The following is a 15,982-nucleotide window of genomic DNA, read 5'->3' on the forward strand; positions in this document are numbered from 1 at the left end:
GGGTTGTCCTTATTGTTTCTTGCGTTCGGGCGCCACCGGCGCGGCCGGCGTCGTCGGCGCCGGGGCGGCCGGCGCGCGCGGCAGCGGCGCCGGGGTCGCCGCCGGCGCCGGCGCGGTTGCGGGAGTCTTGGCCGGTGCCGGGACGGGATTCTTCGGCGCCGCGGCGGCCGGGTTCTTGCCCGCCGCGGGCGCCGGGCCGGTCGGCGAGATGAGCGCCGGGGCCGGCGCCGGCACCTTGGCCGGAGCTGCCGCCGGCCGCTTGGCCAGCTCGATCGCCGCCGCCACCTCCTCGGAGCTCGGTTCCTCCACCGGCGCCAGCGTCTCGGCGTCCTCCTTCGGCACCTTGGTGGTCTCCTTTTCCGTCGGGCGTTTGCCCAGCAGGTAGTAGTCGAGCGCCTTGCGGGCGATCGGCGCGGCGATGGCGGCGCCGAAGCCGGCGTTCTCCACCACCATGGCGATGACGATGCGCGGCTTGTCGGCCGGCGCGAAGGCGGTGAACAGCGAGTTGTCGCGCAGGCGCTCGGCCAGCTTGGCGGCGTTGTACTTCTCGTTCTTTTTCATCGCGATCACCTGCGCCGTGCCGGTCTTGCCGCCCACCGTGTAGCCGGCGTTGGCGAAGACGCGGTAGGCGGTGCCGCCCGGCTCGCTGGTCACGCCGACCATGGCGTTTTTGATGAAGTCGATGTTCTCCTGCTTGAGCGGGATGCGGTAGCTCTCCTTGGCCACCGTCAGCTGGCGCGCCCGCGTGGCGCCGTCCTCGACGATTTTGACCAGGTGCGGCTTCATCACCACGCCGTTGTTGGCCAGGTTGGCCACGGCGTGGGCGATCTGCAGCGGCGTGTAGTTGTTGTAGCCGGAGCCGTTGCTGACCGAGATGGTGTCGCCGCCGACCCACTTCTGCGCCGAGGCGCCCTTGAAGCGGGCCCGCTTCCATGCCTGCGACGGCAGCACGCCGATCTTCTCGTTCTCCAGGTCGATGCCGGTCGGCTGGCCGAAGCCGAACGGCTTCATGAAGTCGTGGATCTGGTCGATGCCCATGTCGTGGCCGAGCACATAGTAGTAGGTGTTGCAGGACACCACGATGGACTTGCGCATGTCGACCGTGCCGTGGCCGCCGCGCACATCGTCGTTGAAGCGGTGCCCGCCCAGCATGTAGAAGCCGGGGTCGAAGATCGCCTGGCTGGTGGTGCGCTTGCCGGTCTCCAGCGCGGCCAGCGCCATGAAGGGCTTGAAGGTCGAACCGGGCGCGTAGGTGCCCGACAGCGGCCGGTTGACCATCGGCCGGTCCAGCGAGTTGTTCAGCTCCGACCAGCTCTGCTGGTCGATGCCGTCGACGAACAGGTTGGGGTCGTAGCCGGGCCGCGAGACGAAGGCCAGCACGTCGCCGGTCGACGGCTCGATCGCCACCAGCGCGCCGCGCCATTCTCCGAAGGCCTCCTCGATCACCTTCTGCAGCTCGATGTCGACCGACAGGATCAGGTTGTTGCCCGGCACCGCCGGGGTGCGCGACAGCGTGCGGATGGCCCGCCCGCCGGCCGACACCTCGACCTCCTCGTAGCCGGTGGTGCCGTGCAGCTGGTGCTCGTAGCTCTTCTCCAGGCCCTCCTTGCCGATATGGTCGGTGCCGTTGTAGTTGGCGGCGTCCTCGCGCGCCTCGATGGCCTTGGCCTCGCCCTGGTTGATGCGGCCGATGAAGCCGATCACGTGCGAGGCGGTCTCGCCCAGCGGATACTGGCGGAACAGGCGCGCCTGGATCTCCACGCCGGGGAAGCGGAAGCGCTGCGCGGTGAAGCGCGCCACCTCCTCGTCGCTCAGGCGGGTGCGCAGCGGCACGCTCTCGAAGTTCTTCGACTCCTCGAGCAGCTTCTTGAAGCGCTTGCGGTCCTTGATGTCGACCTCGACCAGCTTGGCCAGCTCGTCGATGGTCTCGTCGAGCGGCACGCGTAGCTTGGACGGCGTCACCTCCAGCGTGTAGGCCGAGTAGTTGCGCGCCAGCACCACGCCGTTGCGGTCGAGGATCAGGCCGCGGTTGGGCACGATGGGCACCACGGCGATGCGGTTGTCCTCGGCCTGGGCGGCGTAGTCGCTGTGCTTGATCACCTGCAGCCAGACGAAGCGCGCCAGCAGCAGCGCGAAGCAGACGAACACCAGAGCGCCCAGCGCCGTCAGGCGCAGGCGGAACAGGTGCAGCTCGCGTTCCGTATTCTTAATCTCAGTCATGCGGGGGACTCAACACCTCAAAGTGACACAGTGGGACGGCGGCGCGGCGCCGCCGCCGCAACCAGCCGCTTCAAATCGGCCGCGTGTGGTCGCGGTCGACCGCGCGCCGCTGCGGTGCCAGCAGCAGCCAGGTGGCGATCGGCCACAAGGCCACCGCCACCACGCTTTCGATGAAATAGAACCAGCCGGGGAATTTGCCGGAGGCGAAGAAGCGCACCAGCATCTGCACCGACTGCGCCAGCAACAGCAGCGGGAACACGTGCATGGCCTGGGTCAGCAGCGGGAACCACAGCACGCGGCGGTGCAGCATGATGGCGAAGTAGGACAGCAGGGTGTAGGCCAGCGCGTTCTCGCCCAGCAGGGTCGAGTCGTGCACGTCCATCAGCAGGCCGAGGAAGAAGGCGGTGCCGATGCCGACCTTGCGCGGCTGGTGCACGCCCCAGAACACCAGTACCAGCGCGACGAAGTCGGGCGCGCCGACGAAGCCGCCCCAGGGCAGCAGGTTGAGCAGGAAGGCGCAGAACAGGCTGAAGGCGATGAACAGCGGGCTGACCGGCAGCAGAATATAGTGCGGGCGGTTCATCGCGCCTCCTCTTTCGGTTTGGCGCCGGCCGCCGCCGGTTTGACGGTGGCGGTGGCGGCGGCGGCGGTGGCGGTGGCGGTGGCGGCCGGCGCGGCGCCGCTGGTCGCCGCCGGCTTGACGGCGGTGGTGGTGGCCGGCGTTGGCGCCGCTGCCACCGGCTTGGCGCCAACGCCGGCCGGTGTAATCACGGTGGCGGCGGTGGCCGCCGCCGGCGCGCCGGCCGCTGCGGCGGGTGCGGCGGCGCCCTCCTTCGGCGCCTCCTTGATCGGGCCCATCTTGCCGGCGTGTTTTTTCAGCGTGCGCACTTCCTCTTCCGGCGGCCGGGCCGGCAGGTCCGGCGTCGACATCAGGATCAGCAACTGGGTGTTGTTGGCGATGCCGGCCAGCGGCTGGCAGACCACGCCGCCGAACGAGCCGCCGGCGCTGTTCTCCACCTGGCTGACGCGGGCCACCGCCAGGCCGGCCGGGTAGACCCCGTCCAGGCCCGAGGTGACGACGATGTCGCCGACCTGGATGTCGGCGTTGGGCGCGGTGAAGCGCAGCTCCAGCGTGCCGGCCTTGCCGCGGCCGTAGGCCACGCTGCGCAGGCCGTTGCGCAGCAGCTGCACGGGAATGGCCTGCTCCTTGTCGGTCAGCAGCGTGACCTCGGAGGTGAACGGGAACACCCGCGTCACCTGGCCGACCACGCCCTGGTTGTCGATCACCGGCAGGCCCAGCGCGACGCCCTGCTGGGTGCCGCGGTCGAGCACGATCTTGCGGCTGTTGACGTCGCGCGCGTCGTACAGCACCTCGGCCAGCATCGACTTGACCGGCAGGCGCTCGTGCGCGTCCATCAGCTTGCGCAGGTGGTTGTTTTCAACGGAATTGAGTTGCGCCTGCTGCAGCGCCTGCGAGGTGGCGATCTGCTGGCGCTTGAGTTCGCGCACCTGCTTCTCCAGCGCCGCCAGGCTGGAAAAATAATCGCCCATGCCGTAGATGGCGTCGCGCGGTAGCAGCGCGACCATTTGCAGCGGGTACAGCGCGGTGCCGACGGTGGTGCGCAGCGTGGCCAGCGAATGCATGCGCGAATCGACCAGCAGCAGCGCGATCGATATGCAGGCGAACACCGTCATCTTGCCCCGGGCCGAGGCGCCTTGTTTGAAGAGTGGCGGAGGACTGTATTCCATGACTTCCAATAATCCGGCGCTCGCGCGCCAACGAACCGGCTATCCTATCACCGCATCCAAAATTGCAGCGGGGCCGCTGTTTGGCGGCCCCGCGTGGTGATCATTCGTAGGAGAAGATCGAGCCGAGTTGGTCCATCCGTTCCAGCGCCATGCCCGAGCCGCGCACCACGCAGGTCAGCGGCCTCCGCCACCAGCACCGGCAGGCCGGTCTCCTCCATCAGCAGGCGGTCCAGGTCGCGCAGCAGCGCGCCGCCGCCGGTCAGCATCATGCCCTTTTCGGCGATGTCGGCGCCCAGTTCCGGCGGGGTCTGTTCCAGCGCGTTCTTGACGGCCGAGACGATGTTGTTGAGCGGGTCGGTCAGCGCCTCGAGGATCTCGTTGGACGAGATGGTGAAGGAGCGCGGGATGCCTTCGGACAGGTTGCGGCCCTTGACTTCCATTTCCTTCACTTCGGAGCCGGGGAAGGCCGAACCGATGGCCTTCTTGATCGCCTCGGCGGTCTGCTCGCCGATCAGCATGCCGTAGTTGCGGCGGATGTAGTTGACGATGGCCTCGTCGAACTTGTCGCCGCCGACGCGCACCGAACCCTTGTAGACCATGCCGCCCAGCGAGATGATGCCCACCTCGGTGGTGCCGCCGCCGATGTCGACCACCATCGAGCCGGTCGCTTCCGACACCGGCAGGCCGGCGCCTATTGCGGCCGCCATCGGCTCCTCGATCAGGTAGACCTGCGAGGCGCCGGCGCCGAGCGCCGATTCGCGGATCGCGCGGCGTTCCACCTGGGTCGAGCCGCACGGCACGCAAATGATGATGCGCGGCGACGGACGGAAGAACTTGGAGTCGTGCACCATGCGGATGAACTGCTTGAGCATCTGTTCGGTGACGGTGAAGTCGGCGATCACGCCGTCCTTCATCGGGCGGATCGCCTCGATGTTGCCGGGCACCTTGCCCAGCATCTGCTTGGCTTCCTTGCCGACCGCCTGGATCGTCTTCTTGCCGTTCGGGCCGCCTTCCTGGCGGATCGCGACCACCGACGGCTCGTCCAGGACGATGCCCTGGCCGCGTACGTAAATCAGGGTGTTGGCCGTGCCCAAGTCAATGGCCAGATCGGTGGAGATATATCGACGTAAAAAACCAAACATGAGTATCCTGTGGCGCCTCGAATGTGCGCGTAAGCCGTTATAGGGAGTAGCCGAGCGGGCGCCGGCGGCGCGATCGCTGTCTGTTCGGACGCGGCGGCAGCGACAATTCAGCGCCGGCAACGCATCAACCCGCCATTCTACCTTATAATTTGAATGCGATTTGCCGAAAATCCAAGCGAAAGTGCGGCCCGCCGAAGCGCGATTTGCCCGGCGTTCCGGCGCTTTTGCCGACGAATAGCTTTACTTCAAGACTTTTATCAATATAACAATTAATCATTGCGCGGTCCGTCCGCGCCATTCGCCATGTCCCTGACCCTATCCGACGTAAAACGCATCGCCCACCTGGCCCAACTTGAGATGAGCGAGGACCAGGCCGCCACCGCGCTGGGCCAACTGAACGGCATCTTCGCGCTGGCCGAACAGATGCAGGCGGTCGATACCGACGGCGTCGCGCCGCTCAGCCATCCGCTGGCGGCCCACATGAACAACATCGCCCTGCGCCTGCGCGAGGACGTCGCCACCGAGGGCAACCGCCGCGCCGACTACCAGGCCGTCGCGCCGAAGACCCAGGACGGCCTGTACCTGGTGCCCAAGGTGATCGAGTGATCGCCTAAGCGCGCCGGCGCGCCCGCACGCGCGCCCCGCCCCGCGCCCGCGCGCCGGCCCGGCCCGCGCCGAGCACCGACGATCCCCGCCACCGACCGAATTGAATAGATCCGCCATGCACACTAAAACCATCAAAGAGCTGTCGACTCTGCTGCAAAGCAAAGCCATCTCCGCCACCGAACTGGCCACCCACTTCCTCGACCGCATCGAGGCGAGCCAGCTGAACGCCTACCTGCACGTCGACCGCGCGCTGACCCTGGCCCAGGCCGCCGCCGCCGACGCCCGCCTCGCCGCCGGCACCGCCACGCCGCTGACCGGCGTGCCGATCGCCCACAAGGACATCTTCGTCACGCGCGACTGGCGCTCGACGGCCGGCTCGAAGATGCTGGCCGACTACGTCAGCCCCTTCGACGCCACCGTGGTGGAGAAGTTCAAGGCCGCCGGCATGGTCACCCTGGGCAAGCTCAACTGCGACGAGTTCGCCATGGGCTCGGCCAACGAGAACTCGGCCTTCGGCGCCGTCAAGAACCCCTGGGACATCCACGCCGTGCCGGGCGGCTCCTCGGGCGGCTCGGCCGCCGCCGTCGCCGCGCGCCTGGCGCCGGGCGCCACCGCCACCGACACCGGCGGCTCGATCCGCCAGCCGGCCGCCTTCTGCGGCGTGACCGGCATCAAGCCGACCTACGGCCGCGTTTCGCGCTTCGGCATGATCGCCTTCGCCTCCTCGCTCGACCAGGGCGGCCCGATCGCCCAAACCGCCGAAGACTGCGCCCTGCTGCTCAACGCCATGGCCGGCTTCGACGAGCGCGACTCGACCAGCCTGACGCCGGAACAAGGCGGCGTCGACGAGGACTTCACGCGCCAGCTGGACGCCCCCTTGACCGGCCTGCGCATCGGCGTGCCCAAGGAATACTTCGGCGCAGGCCTGGCGGCCGACGTCGAACAGGCCGTGCGCGCCGCGCTGGCGCAGTACGTCAAGCTGGGCGCCAGCCTGGTCGACATCTCGCTGCCCAACACCGCGTTGTCGATCCCGGCCTACTACATGATCGCCCCGGCCGAGGCCTCGTCCAACCTGTCGCGCTTCGACGGCGTGCGCTACGGCCACCGCGCCGCCGAGTACAAGGACCTGCAGGACATGTACAAGAAGACCCGCGCCGAAGGCTTCGGCGCCGAGGTCAAGCGCCGCATCATGGTCGGCACCTACGTGCTGTGCCACGGCTACTACGACGCCTACTACCTGAAGGCGCAAAAGATCCGCCGCCTGATCGCGCAGGACTTCGAGGCGGTGCTGAACGGCCCGGACGCGGTCTGCGACGTCATCATGGGCCCGGTCGCGCCGACCGTCGCCTGGGACCTGGGCGACAAGTCCGACGACCCGGTGGCGGCCTACCTGGCCGACATCTTCACCCTGTCGACCAGCCTGGCCGGCCTGCCCGGCATGTCCATCCCCTGCGGCTTCGGCCAGGGCGAGAAGAACAGCCAGCGCCCGGTCGGCCTGCAGATCATCGGCAAGCACTTCGGCGAAGCCAAGCTGCTCAACGTCGCCCACCAGTTCCAACTGGCCACCGACTGGCACCTGCGCGCGCCTGGCGGCATCTAACATCGAATACGGCCCGCGGGCCGACAAGTAAAGCGAGAACACTATGCAATGGGAAGTCGTCATCGGTCTTGAGAACCACGTGCAACTCACGACCGAATCAAAAATCTTCAGCGGTTCGCCGATCAAGTTCGGCGCCGAGCCGAACACCCAGGCCAGCCCGGTCGACCTGGCGCTGCCGGGCGTGCTGCCGGTGATGAACAAGGCCGCCGTCGAACGCGCCATCCGCTTCGGCCTGGCGGTCGGCGCCACCATCGCGCCGCAGTCCATCTTCGCGCGCAAGAACTACTTCTACCCCGACCTGCCCAAGGGCTACCAGATCAGCCAGTTTGACTAACCGGTGGTGCAAGGCGGTTCGCTCACCTTCGGCTACGAGAAGGACGGCGAGTTCGTCACCAAGACCGTCAACCTGACCCGCGCCCACCTGGAAGAGGACGCCGGCAAGTCGCTGCACGAGGACTACCACGGCATGAGCGGCATCGACCTGAACCGCGCCGGCACGCCGCTGCTCGAGATCGTCTCCGAGCCGGAGATCCGCAGCGCCGCCGAGGCGGTGGCCTACGCCAAGGCGCTGCACTCGCTGGTGATGTGGCTGGGCGTGTGCGACGGCAACATGCAGGAGGGTTCCTTCCGCTGCGACGTCAACGTTTCGGTGCGCCGGGTCGGCGACACCGAGCTGGGCACCCGCTGCGAGATCAAGAACCTGAACTCCTTCCGCTTCATCGAGGAGGCCGTGCACGTCGAGGTGCGCCGCCAGATCGAGCTGATCGAGGACGGCGGCAAGGTGGTGCAGGCGACCCGCCTGTACGACCCGGACCGCAAGGAAACGCGCGAAATGCGCAGCAAGGAAGACGCCCAGGACTACCGCTACTTCCCCGACCCGGACCTGCCGCCGCTGATGATCTCGCCGGAATGGATCGCCCGCGTCAAGGACGCCATGCCGGAACTGCCGGACGCCATGCGCGCCCGCTTCGGCGCCGACTACGCGCTGTCCGACTACGACGCGCTGGTGCTGACCCAGTCGCTCGAGATGGCGCGCTACTTCGAGGCGGTGGTGGCCAAGGCCGGCAAGGACCACGCCAAGGCCGCCGCCAACTGGCTGATGGGCGACGTCGCCTCGACCCTGAACCGCGAGGGCGTCGAGATCGCCGCCGCGCCGGTGTCGGCCGCGCAGCTGGCGCTGATGCTGCAACGCATCGCCGACGGCACCATCTCCAACAAGATCGCCAAGGAGGTGTTCGCCGCGATGTGGGAGGCCAAGTCGGCCGACGAGCAGCTGGTCGACGCCATCATCGAGGCCAAGGGCCTCAAGCAGATCTCCGACAGCGGCGCGCTCGAAGCCATCGTCAACGAGGTGCTGGCGGCCAACGCCAAGTCGGTCGAGCAGTACCGCGCCGGCAAGGAGGCGGCCATCAACGCGCTGATCGGCCAGGCCATGAAGGCCTCGAAAGGCAAGGCCAACCCGGCCCAGCTGACCGAGCTGCTGAAGCAAAAACTGGCGGGCTGAGTGTGAAGCGAGCTAGCCGGGAATAATGAAAAAAGGACGCAGCGTGCGTCCTTTTCATTGCCAACAACAACGGCCGCGCCAGCGTCAGCCCCGATACGCGATCCCGCGCAAATACTGCTCGGCAGCGCCCCCCAACAGGATGCGGCGCGTCGTGAAATAGCTCGGCCACCTGCTGCCGAACCAGCGGGCCGCCAGCTTGGTCTTGAAGTGGATGTCGTTGCGCCGCCTGGCCTCGGTAACCGCCCGGTTATACTCGTTCAACACGAGCTTGCGCTCGGTGCGCAACCTGTCGCAATTGAGGTTCAGCGCCGTTTCTATCGTGACTGTCAAACGCTCCCTGGTCGTTCCCAGGGCGAGCGCGGCCGCCGCATCGACCTGCAAACAAAGGTCTTCGTTCGGAAACAGGCGCCCATCCGCCTTGTCGAAATCGAACAGGCATGGAAAAGCAGCTAGCTGCAGCGGATTGATCAACGCGGCCAGCATCGCCGCCAACTGGGGTGTCCTGGCCGCCTTCGACAGCCAGTGGTTCTTGTGGGAGTCGCAACTCAGATTGCGCGGCAGGGGGTGCAACGATTTGTCATCGTGCTCGCCACCGGTGCATACGGCGACGATGTTCGTCCACATCAAACCCCAGTTGAGCGCGGCGTTGGACTTGTCCGATTTCGGGTGGATGTGTTCGACCTTCTGCTGGTCAACCGACAAGCCGGCGATCAGCCTCTCGCAGTACGCACACAGTCCGCCTTGATCCGCGATCAGCCGCTTCTTGATTTCACGGTAGTCGTGTCCCGGCTGATTCGGCGCAGCTGAATAGTTGCGGAAATCATTGTCCCAGTCTTCAGCCGGAAAGGCGGTGGCGAAGCGCGTCAACTCGTTCGGCGGGGCCGACTTAAGCAGGGTCTTCATGCGTCGCCCCGGCCTCCAGCGAGCGCTCCCACTTCCGGTTCTCGATATGCAGGTCGGCCTCCGTCAGCGCCGGCTCTTCGCCGCGATAACGCTCATCCAACTTCACCCGCAGCGCCTGGGCCGGCGCGCTGTCCCACTGGTCGGCGTAGACCAGCGCCAAATAGCGCTCCAACTCATGAGTCGCCTCGATATGCGGACGCGGCGCCACGTCGAAAACGCGCTTGAGCACACGCGACGATTCCGCCCCCTCGGTGCCCGGCGGTGCGCTGAACACGGCGAAGTCCGACAGTACCCGCACGCTTTCGGAGGGCACAGACGAAATGACCTGCGGGCTGTGCGTGGTGACAATGAACTGTATCAAGGGGAACGCCGTCGTCAGACTGTGCAATACCGATTGCTGCCATTCGGGATGCAGGTGCATGTCCACCTCGTCAATCAGCACGACGCCGGAAGTCCGCTTCGACGCGGCAGCACCGAAATGGGGATTGAGCTTGGTGGCGCGGAAGGCGATATCGGCCACCATGCCTATCATGTTTCGTATGCCGTCGCTCAACAGCTCCACCGGCAGCTCACCATGCTTGTCGTGGTGGGCGACAAGTTGCTCCTGCGCCAGGGAATAGGCGATGTCCTTCCAACCGGCCGGGGCAAGACAGGCATCGACCGCCGAGGCGACGGAACGAATATAGTCATCGAACTCGTTGGCCTGATAGGCTTGCCCGTTCCTGCTGGCGTCGACCTGCGCTTTCAGCGAGTTGGTGCTCCAGTAGCGGAACCAGGCGACCAGCGCCTTGTAGCTAGAGGCAGGGTCCAGACAATTCGAGTAGCCGACGGTGCGCGTGGTCCGATGCAGTTTGCCGCCGTCCGTCAAATTCTTGCGCTGCCAGAGCCGCCCTGTGCCATAGTAGGCAAGCAGCGGCAAGGCCGTCTCGGTATCCGGCGTTCGCACCCTAACCTGCAAGGCCTTGCCCAAATCGGTCAGCCGCTTGGCGTCCTTGCTGGTGGTCTTGGCCTTGGCAGGACCGGCGAGGCTGCGCCGCCAAGGTCGCAATGTGGCGTCGCCAATGCGGCCGGTGGCCTCCAGCCACGCGCCGCCGGCGGCGTACTCCATCTCATTGCTGCTGGTCGCCCGCACGCGGGACAGGCGGATATCGCTGGGCAGGAAGCGCTTGTCCACCCCCTCGTCGAATGCCCCCACATACGGTCCGAACGCGACGGCAATGGCGTCCAGAATGGAGGTTTTACCGGCCCCGTTCGAAGCAATGAGTACCGTCAACTTGTCATGGAATTCGATCTCGACATCCTCGAAGCAGCGATAGTCGCGTAGCCGCAAGGTCTGAATACTCAATTCTGGCATGGGATAGGCTCTGTGTGGTCGTTCGCTGTTGTCACCGGGTGCTATGCAACACCCCTTCGCTGGCTACGCGATGACATATTCTCTCATAGAGCGACTCCCCTCGGTGGCAACATGGACGGCCGCGCCGGCGCCCGCCGGTTGCGCACTGCCTTCGCCCTTACATCCGGCGGCGCCGCGCCAGCACGCCCATCAGGCCCAGGCCGGCCAGCAACATGGCGCCCCCGGCCGGCTCAGGCACCGGCGACACCGCCAGCGACCAGCCGCCGTGGGCGTTGGCCGGGTTGTCCAGCGCGATGTCGCCCCGGCTGTAGCTGACGGCGAAGACCTCGCTGCCGATGCTCGAGTTGTTGGTGAAGTAGAAGTAGTTGTTGTGGAAATTGGCCGGCTCGCTGGCGTCGACGAAGACGAAGTTGTTCTTCGCGGCGTTGGTGGAGACCACCGCGCCCAAGGTGTTGTCCCAATTGTTGGTCTGCTCGTTCCAGGCGGCCTGGTACAGCGTGCCGCTGAAGGCGTTGCCGTTGAAGTTGATCTTGACGTCGGAGATGTCGTCCAGCAGGTCGCCGTGCAGCGTGCCGTTCATCGAGCCGTCGATGACCAGGCCGTTGCCGCCGAAGGTGTAGGAGAAATTGTAGACCTCGGCCTGTGCGGCCGAGGCGAACGAGGCCGCGAGCAGCGCGGCGCAGAACAGCTTTTTCATGTCGGATTCCTTGGTGTGAACGGGGCAAGCGCCGCACAAGCGGCGCGAGCCCGCATGATACCGAATCCGATAATATTTTCTTATTTTTTGTTAATTGTGTGCCAACAATTTAACAAAAGCAAGAATTCGCCTAGCCGTGCCTGTCGATCCAGTCGAGGATCTGGGCGAAGATCTCTTCACGGTTGAGTTCGTTGAAGTTCTCGTGGAAGTTCGCCGGGTAGCGGTGCAGTTCCAGCAGGCCGGCCGGCAACTTGGCCAGCATCGCCTCGCTGGCGGCCGAGTCGGCCAGGCGGTCGTCGCCGGCGATGGCGGCGAACAGCGGATAGCGCCAGGCCGGCAGCTTGTCGGCCAGCCCCAGCTGGGCCTGGCCCAGGGCGTGGGCGAAGCGCACCGTGATCTCGCTGGCGCGGATGTTGTCGCGCTCGTCGGCCTGGTGGCGCGCGGTGATCGCGCGGTCGTGCGTCAGCACCTCGGCCAGCGGCGCCAGCGGCACCTTCATGGCCGGCGCCAGCTTGGCCAGCACGCCGGACAGCGCCTGCAGGACCGGCGAGACCTTGATCGCGTTGACGTAGTACGGCGACGACAGGATGAAGCCCTTGATGGCCGCATCGGCCGGGAAGCGCTCCAGCCCCAGGTGGGTGGCGATCAGGCCGCCCATCGAGTGGCCCATCACATAGATCGGCAGGCCGGGGTAGTTGTGCTTGACCCAACTTAAAAATTTTTCACCTTCGTCGAGGAAGACTTGAAAACCGGGAATGTCGGCGCGGTGCGCGCCCTCGTGGCCGCACATGTCGTAGCTGACGGTGGCGATGCCGTGGGCGCGGAAATACAGCGCCGGCGTGACATAGTCGCCGGCATGGGCCATGCCGCCGTGCAGCGCCAGGATGACGGCGCGCGGCGCGGCCGGTTCCCACACATGGATCTTGCGTTCGGTCTGGCCGCCGACAGGGAGGGCGGCGTAACGGTCTTCGGAAAAACGCATGGGCAGGCTCCAGTTATGCTTTTGGCAAAACTGACAGTGTAGCGTTGGTTGGTGCTTGCGCGCAACACCGCGCGGCGCCGAGCGGGTCGGCGCCGTGCCGGCGACCCGGCAAGGGTCTTAGGCCGTGATGCTCAGCGAGATGCCGGTTTCCACCAGCAGGGCCAGGTCGGCCAGCAGGAAGTCCAGCGTCGGCGTCGGCTTGCTCGGATCGTCGACGGTGAAGGAGATGCGCAGTTCGGCCGCCACGTCCGAGCGTTCGAAGTGGATGCCGCGCGCGGTGCACTCGGCCAGGAAGGAACGCACCTGCTTGAGCAGCTTGTCCGGGTTCTTGTCCGTGCCCAGGCTGACGTAGAAGCCGGAGTCGATGCGCACCCGGCCGTCCGGGCGCACGTCGCCTTTTTGCCAGCTGCCGTCCGGTTCGGCCGGCAGGCCGTCGCGGATGTCGGCCAGTGCGTCGTCGTCGCCGTTGACTTTCAGGGTTGCAATGTTCATGGTTGTGCCTTCGTCTCCTCGACCAGGGTGGTCGGTGTTGAATAAACGTCCAAACGTGCGTTCCGGTAAAGGTTACACCAAAGCAATTTCAAAGTCCACGCCAACGCAACGGTGTTTCGCCCGCGCCGCCGGCTTGGATTATTGCACGCCGTAACGGGTGCGGTAGGCCGCCACCGCGTCCTTGTATTGCTGCAGTTGCGGATCGGCGCCGGCGCCGTTCAGGTAGCTGAACAAGTCGTCCAGGTTGCCGATCGAAATGACCGGGATGTTGTAGGTCTTGCTGACCTCCTGCACCGCCGAACTGGGCGACAGCGCGCCGTCCTTGCCCGAGCGCTCCATGCGGTCCAGCGCGATCAGCACGGCGCAGGGTTCGGCGCCGGCGGCGCGGATCATGTCGACCGATTCGCGCACCGAGGTGCCGGCCGAGATCACGTCGTCGATGATGACGACCTTGCCCTGCAGCTTGGCGCCGACGATGGTGCCGCCCTCGCCGTGGTCCTTGGCTTCCTTGCGGTTGAAGGCGAACGAGGTGTTGCGGCCCTTGCCGGCCAGCGCCACGGCGGTGGCCGAGGCCAGCGTGATGCCCTTGTAGGCCGGGCCGAACAGCATGTCGAACTCGACGCCGGAGTCGAGCAGGGTCTGGGCGTAGAACTGGGCCAGCTGGGCCAGGGTGGCGCCGTCGTGGAACAGGCCGGCATTGAAGAAGTACGGCGACTGGCGCCCCGCCTTGGTGGTGAAGTCGCCAAAGCGCAGCACGCCGGTGGCGACCGAGAAAGCGATAAATTCCTGCCGTAAGTTGTTCATAATGCCCCGTATCATAAAAGTGCCTGTATTTTAATCCCGCCGCCCCGGCGCGACAATCAATGCCTGTCCGCAGCGATGGAAGAAACGCGATAAACTAGCGCCTCGCGCGCCGTGCGCGCCCCACTTATCCCCTTTTTCCCGATCCGACGACCATGCCAAAAATCATTTCCGCCAACCTGAACGGAATCCGCTCCGCCGCCAAAAAAGGCTTCTTCACCTGGATGGCGGCGCAGGACGCCGACTTCGTCTGCGTGCAGGAATTGAAGGCCCAGGCGCCCGACATGAGCGAGGACTTCCTCAATCCGCCCGGCTACCACGGCAACTTCCACTACGCCGAGAAGAAGGGCTACTCCGGCACCGGCATCTACAGCCGGAGCGCGCCGGACCAGGTGCGGATCGGCTTCGGCAGCCCCGAGTTCGACGCCGAGGGCCGCTACGTGCGCTGCGACTTCGGCTCGCTGACCGTGATCTCGGTGTACTGCCCGTCCGGCTCCTCGTCGCCGGAGCGCCAGGAGGCCAAGTTCCGCTTCATGGACCTGTTCCTGCCGCACCTGCTGGAACTGCGCGCCGAGGGCCGCGAGGTGGTCATCTGCGGCGACTGGAACATCGCCCACCACGAGATCGACCTGAAGAACTGGAAGGGCAACAAGAAGAACTCCGGCTTCCTGCCCGAGGAGCGCGCCTGGCTGACCCGCGTGTTCGACGAGGCCGGCTATGTCGACGTCCACCGCGGCATCGACAAGCGCGAGGAGCAGTACACCTGGTGGAGCAACCGTGGCCAGGCCTGGGCCAAGAACGTCGGTTGGCGCATCGACTACCACGTCGCCACCCCGGGCATCGCGGCGCAGGCCAAGGCGGTGTCGATCTACAAGGACGAGCGCTTCTCCGACCACGCGCCGCTGACCATCGACTACCGTTTGTGACGTGAACGGTGCCGGTGTGCCCGGCGGCGGCGAACAAGGGTCAGACCCTAGGGTCTGACCCTGGGGTTGCGCCTTGGGCCGGGGTTGCGACGGCCTACAGCGCGCGGGCGCTGGCGAACTCGCGGCGCAGCCCGCTCAGCGGATCGGTGAAGGCGATCGCCCGCGCCAGCAGCTTGAGCGGCTGCGACACGTCGTCCTGCTTGCACGGCAGCGCCACCGGGTAGAAGGCGTCGTTGACGATGGGGATGCCCAGCGAGGACAAATGCACGCGCAGCTGGTGCTTGCGCCCGGTGTGCGGCCGCAAGCGGTACAGCGTGGCGTCGGCGCGGTGCTCGATGACGTCGATCAGCGTCTCCGAGTTCGGCTCGCCCGGCTCCTCGCGCATCAGGAAGAACTTGTCGCCGTCGACCATCCGGCTGCGGTAGGTGAAGGGGAACTCGCGCCCCTGCAGCCGTGGCGCCAGCGCCTCGTATTCCTTCTCGATGACGCGCTTCTGGAACATCGACTGGTAGGCGCCGCGGCTGGACTGCCGGCGCGAAAAAATCACCACGCCGGCCGTCTCGCGGTCGAGCCGGTGGATCGGCGTCAGCTCCTCCTCGCCCAGGGTCTTCTTCAGCCGCACCAGCAAGGTCTCGTGCAGGAAGCGGCCGGTCGGTATCATCGGCAGGAAGTGCGGCTTGTCGACCACCACCAGATGCTCGTCCTGGAACAGGATCTGCTCGCTGAAGGGGATCGGCGTTTCGCGCTCCAGCTCGCGGTAGTAGAAGATGCGCATGCCGCGCCGGTAGGCGCTGGCCGGATGCAGCGGCGTGCCGTCGGCGTCGACCACGTCGCCGCGCGCCATGCGCTCGCGCCACGAGGCCTCGTTGACGTCGGGGTAGCGCTGCACCATGAAGGTCAGCATGTCCGGCCACTGGCCCTCGGGCAGCCACAGGTAGCTGGCGGCGACGCCGTCGCGCATCGGCAGCGGCGCCTTGCCGTGGCCCTGCTGTTGTCGTCCCATGGC

13 protein-coding genes and 2 pseudogenes are annotated in these 15,982 nt (G+C 66.4%); 4 read left to right on the forward strand and 11 right to left on the reverse strand.

The features are described from left to right. Positions 1 to 9: 9 nt before the first annotated feature. The 4 genes and pseudogenes from mrdA to QC826_RS25095 all read right to left on the reverse strand — a co-directional run bounded on the left by mrdA (position 10) and on the right by QC826_RS25095 (position 5,111). Positions 10 to 2,220 (reverse strand): penicillin-binding protein 2, encoded by a 2,211-nt coding sequence (gene mrdA / locus QC826_RS25080; RefSeq protein WP_279762933.1) that lies wholly within the window; start codon positions 2,218 to 2,220, stop codon positions 10 to 12. A 70-nt stretch (positions 2,221 to 2,290) separates the two neighbouring features. Then, positions 2,291 to 2,803 carry a rod shape-determining protein MreD gene (mreD, locus tag QC826_RS25085; RefSeq protein ID WP_279762934.1) on the reverse strand — a complete coding sequence of 171 codons (513 nt, stop codon included), beginning with the start codon at positions 2,801 to 2,803 and terminating at the stop codon, positions 2,291 to 2,293. Next, positions 2,800 to 3,969: a rod shape-determining protein MreC gene (mreC, locus tag QC826_RS25090; protein WP_279762935.1), complete on the reverse strand. Its 1,170-nt coding sequence runs from the start codon at positions 3,967 to 3,969 to the stop codon at positions 2,800 to 2,802. The genes mreD and mreC overlap by 4 nt, the downstream gene beginning before the upstream one ends. A 100-nt stretch (positions 3,970 to 4,069) precedes the next feature. Then, positions 4,070 to 5,111 (reverse strand): annotated as a pseudogene (locus QC826_RS25095) (rod shape-determining protein). 303 nt (positions 5,112 to 5,414) lie between these two features. Here QC826_RS25095 and gatC point away from each other — a divergent pair. The 3 genes and pseudogenes from gatC (at position 5,415) to gatB (ending at position 8,821) form a co-directional block, all read left to right on the forward strand. Then, the gene (gene gatC, locus QC826_RS25100) at positions 5,415 to 5,717 is read left to right on the forward strand and encodes an Asp-tRNA(Asn)/Glu-tRNA(Gln) amidotransferase subunit GatC (protein ID WP_279762936.1); all 303 of its coding nucleotides are present in this window, start codon (positions 5,415 to 5,417) and stop codon (positions 5,715 to 5,717) included. Positions 5,718 to 5,832: 115 nt separating this feature from the next. Next, positions 5,833 to 7,317: an Asp-tRNA(Asn)/Glu-tRNA(Gln) amidotransferase subunit GatA gene (gene gatA / locus QC826_RS25105; RefSeq protein ID WP_279762937.1), complete on the forward strand. Its 1,485-nt coding sequence runs from the start codon at positions 5,833 to 5,835 to the stop codon at positions 7,315 to 7,317. Between the two features lie 43 nt (positions 7,318 to 7,360). After that, positions 7,361 to 8,821: pseudogene (gene gatB / locus QC826_RS25110) on the forward strand (Asp-tRNA(Asn)/Glu-tRNA(Gln) amidotransferase subunit GatB). A gap of 84 nt (positions 8,822 to 8,905) precedes the next feature. Here the strand turns inward: gatB and QC826_RS25115 are convergent. The 6 genes from QC826_RS25115 to pyrE form a co-directional block, all read right to left on the reverse strand. Then, the gene (locus QC826_RS25115) at positions 8,906 to 9,724 is read right to left on the reverse strand and encodes a retron system putative HNH endonuclease (protein WP_279762939.1); all 819 of its coding nucleotides are present in this window, start codon (positions 9,722 to 9,724) and stop codon (positions 8,906 to 8,908) included. Continuing rightward, complete coding sequence (locus QC826_RS25120) at positions 9,708 to 11,078, reverse strand: AAA family ATPase (protein WP_093389869.1); 1,371 nt, start codon at positions 11,076 to 11,078, stop codon at positions 9,708 to 9,710. The genes QC826_RS25115 and QC826_RS25120 overlap by 17 nt, the downstream gene beginning before the upstream one ends. Positions 11,079 to 11,235: 157 nt before the next feature. Next, positions 11,236 to 11,775: a PEP-CTERM sorting domain-containing protein gene (locus QC826_RS25125; protein WP_093389868.1), complete on the reverse strand. Its 540-nt coding sequence runs from the start codon at positions 11,773 to 11,775 to the stop codon at positions 11,236 to 11,238. Between the two features lie 130 nt (positions 11,776 to 11,905). Continuing rightward, entirely contained in the window at positions 11,906 to 12,757 is an 852-nt protein-coding gene (locus QC826_RS25130; RefSeq protein ID WP_279762940.1) for an alpha/beta fold hydrolase, read from the reverse strand. A gap of 117 nt (positions 12,758 to 12,874) precedes the next feature. Continuing rightward, entirely contained in the window at positions 12,875 to 13,249 is a 375-nt protein-coding gene (locus QC826_RS25135) for a hypothetical protein (RefSeq protein WP_279762941.1), read from the reverse strand. 138 nt (positions 13,250 to 13,387) lie between these two features. Beyond that, complete coding sequence (pyrE, locus tag QC826_RS25140) at positions 13,388 to 14,053, reverse strand: orotate phosphoribosyltransferase (RefSeq protein WP_279762942.1); 666 nt, start codon at positions 14,051 to 14,053, stop codon at positions 13,388 to 13,390. A gap of 152 nt (positions 14,054 to 14,205) precedes the next feature. On the opposite strand from pyrE, the gene QC826_RS25145 reads away from it, so the two are divergent. Beyond that, positions 14,206 to 14,976, forward strand: coding sequence for an exodeoxyribonuclease III (locus QC826_RS25145; protein ID WP_093389864.1), 771 nt, complete (start codon positions 14,206 to 14,208; stop codon positions 14,974 to 14,976). Positions 14,977 to 15,070: 94 nt separating this feature from the next. Here the strand turns inward: QC826_RS25145 and QC826_RS25150 are convergent, their stop codons facing one another. Further along, entirely contained in the window at positions 15,071 to 15,979 is a 909-nt protein-coding gene (locus QC826_RS25150) for a pseudouridine synthase (protein ID WP_279762943.1), read from the reverse strand. Positions 15,980 to 15,982: the final 3 nt, after the last annotated feature.

Origin of the sequence: Rugamonas sp. DEMB1, from assembly GCF_029834475.1 — a bacterium.
Classification (GTDB): Bacteria; Pseudomonadota; Gammaproteobacteria; order Burkholderiales; family Burkholderiaceae_D; genus Rugamonas; species Rugamonas rubra.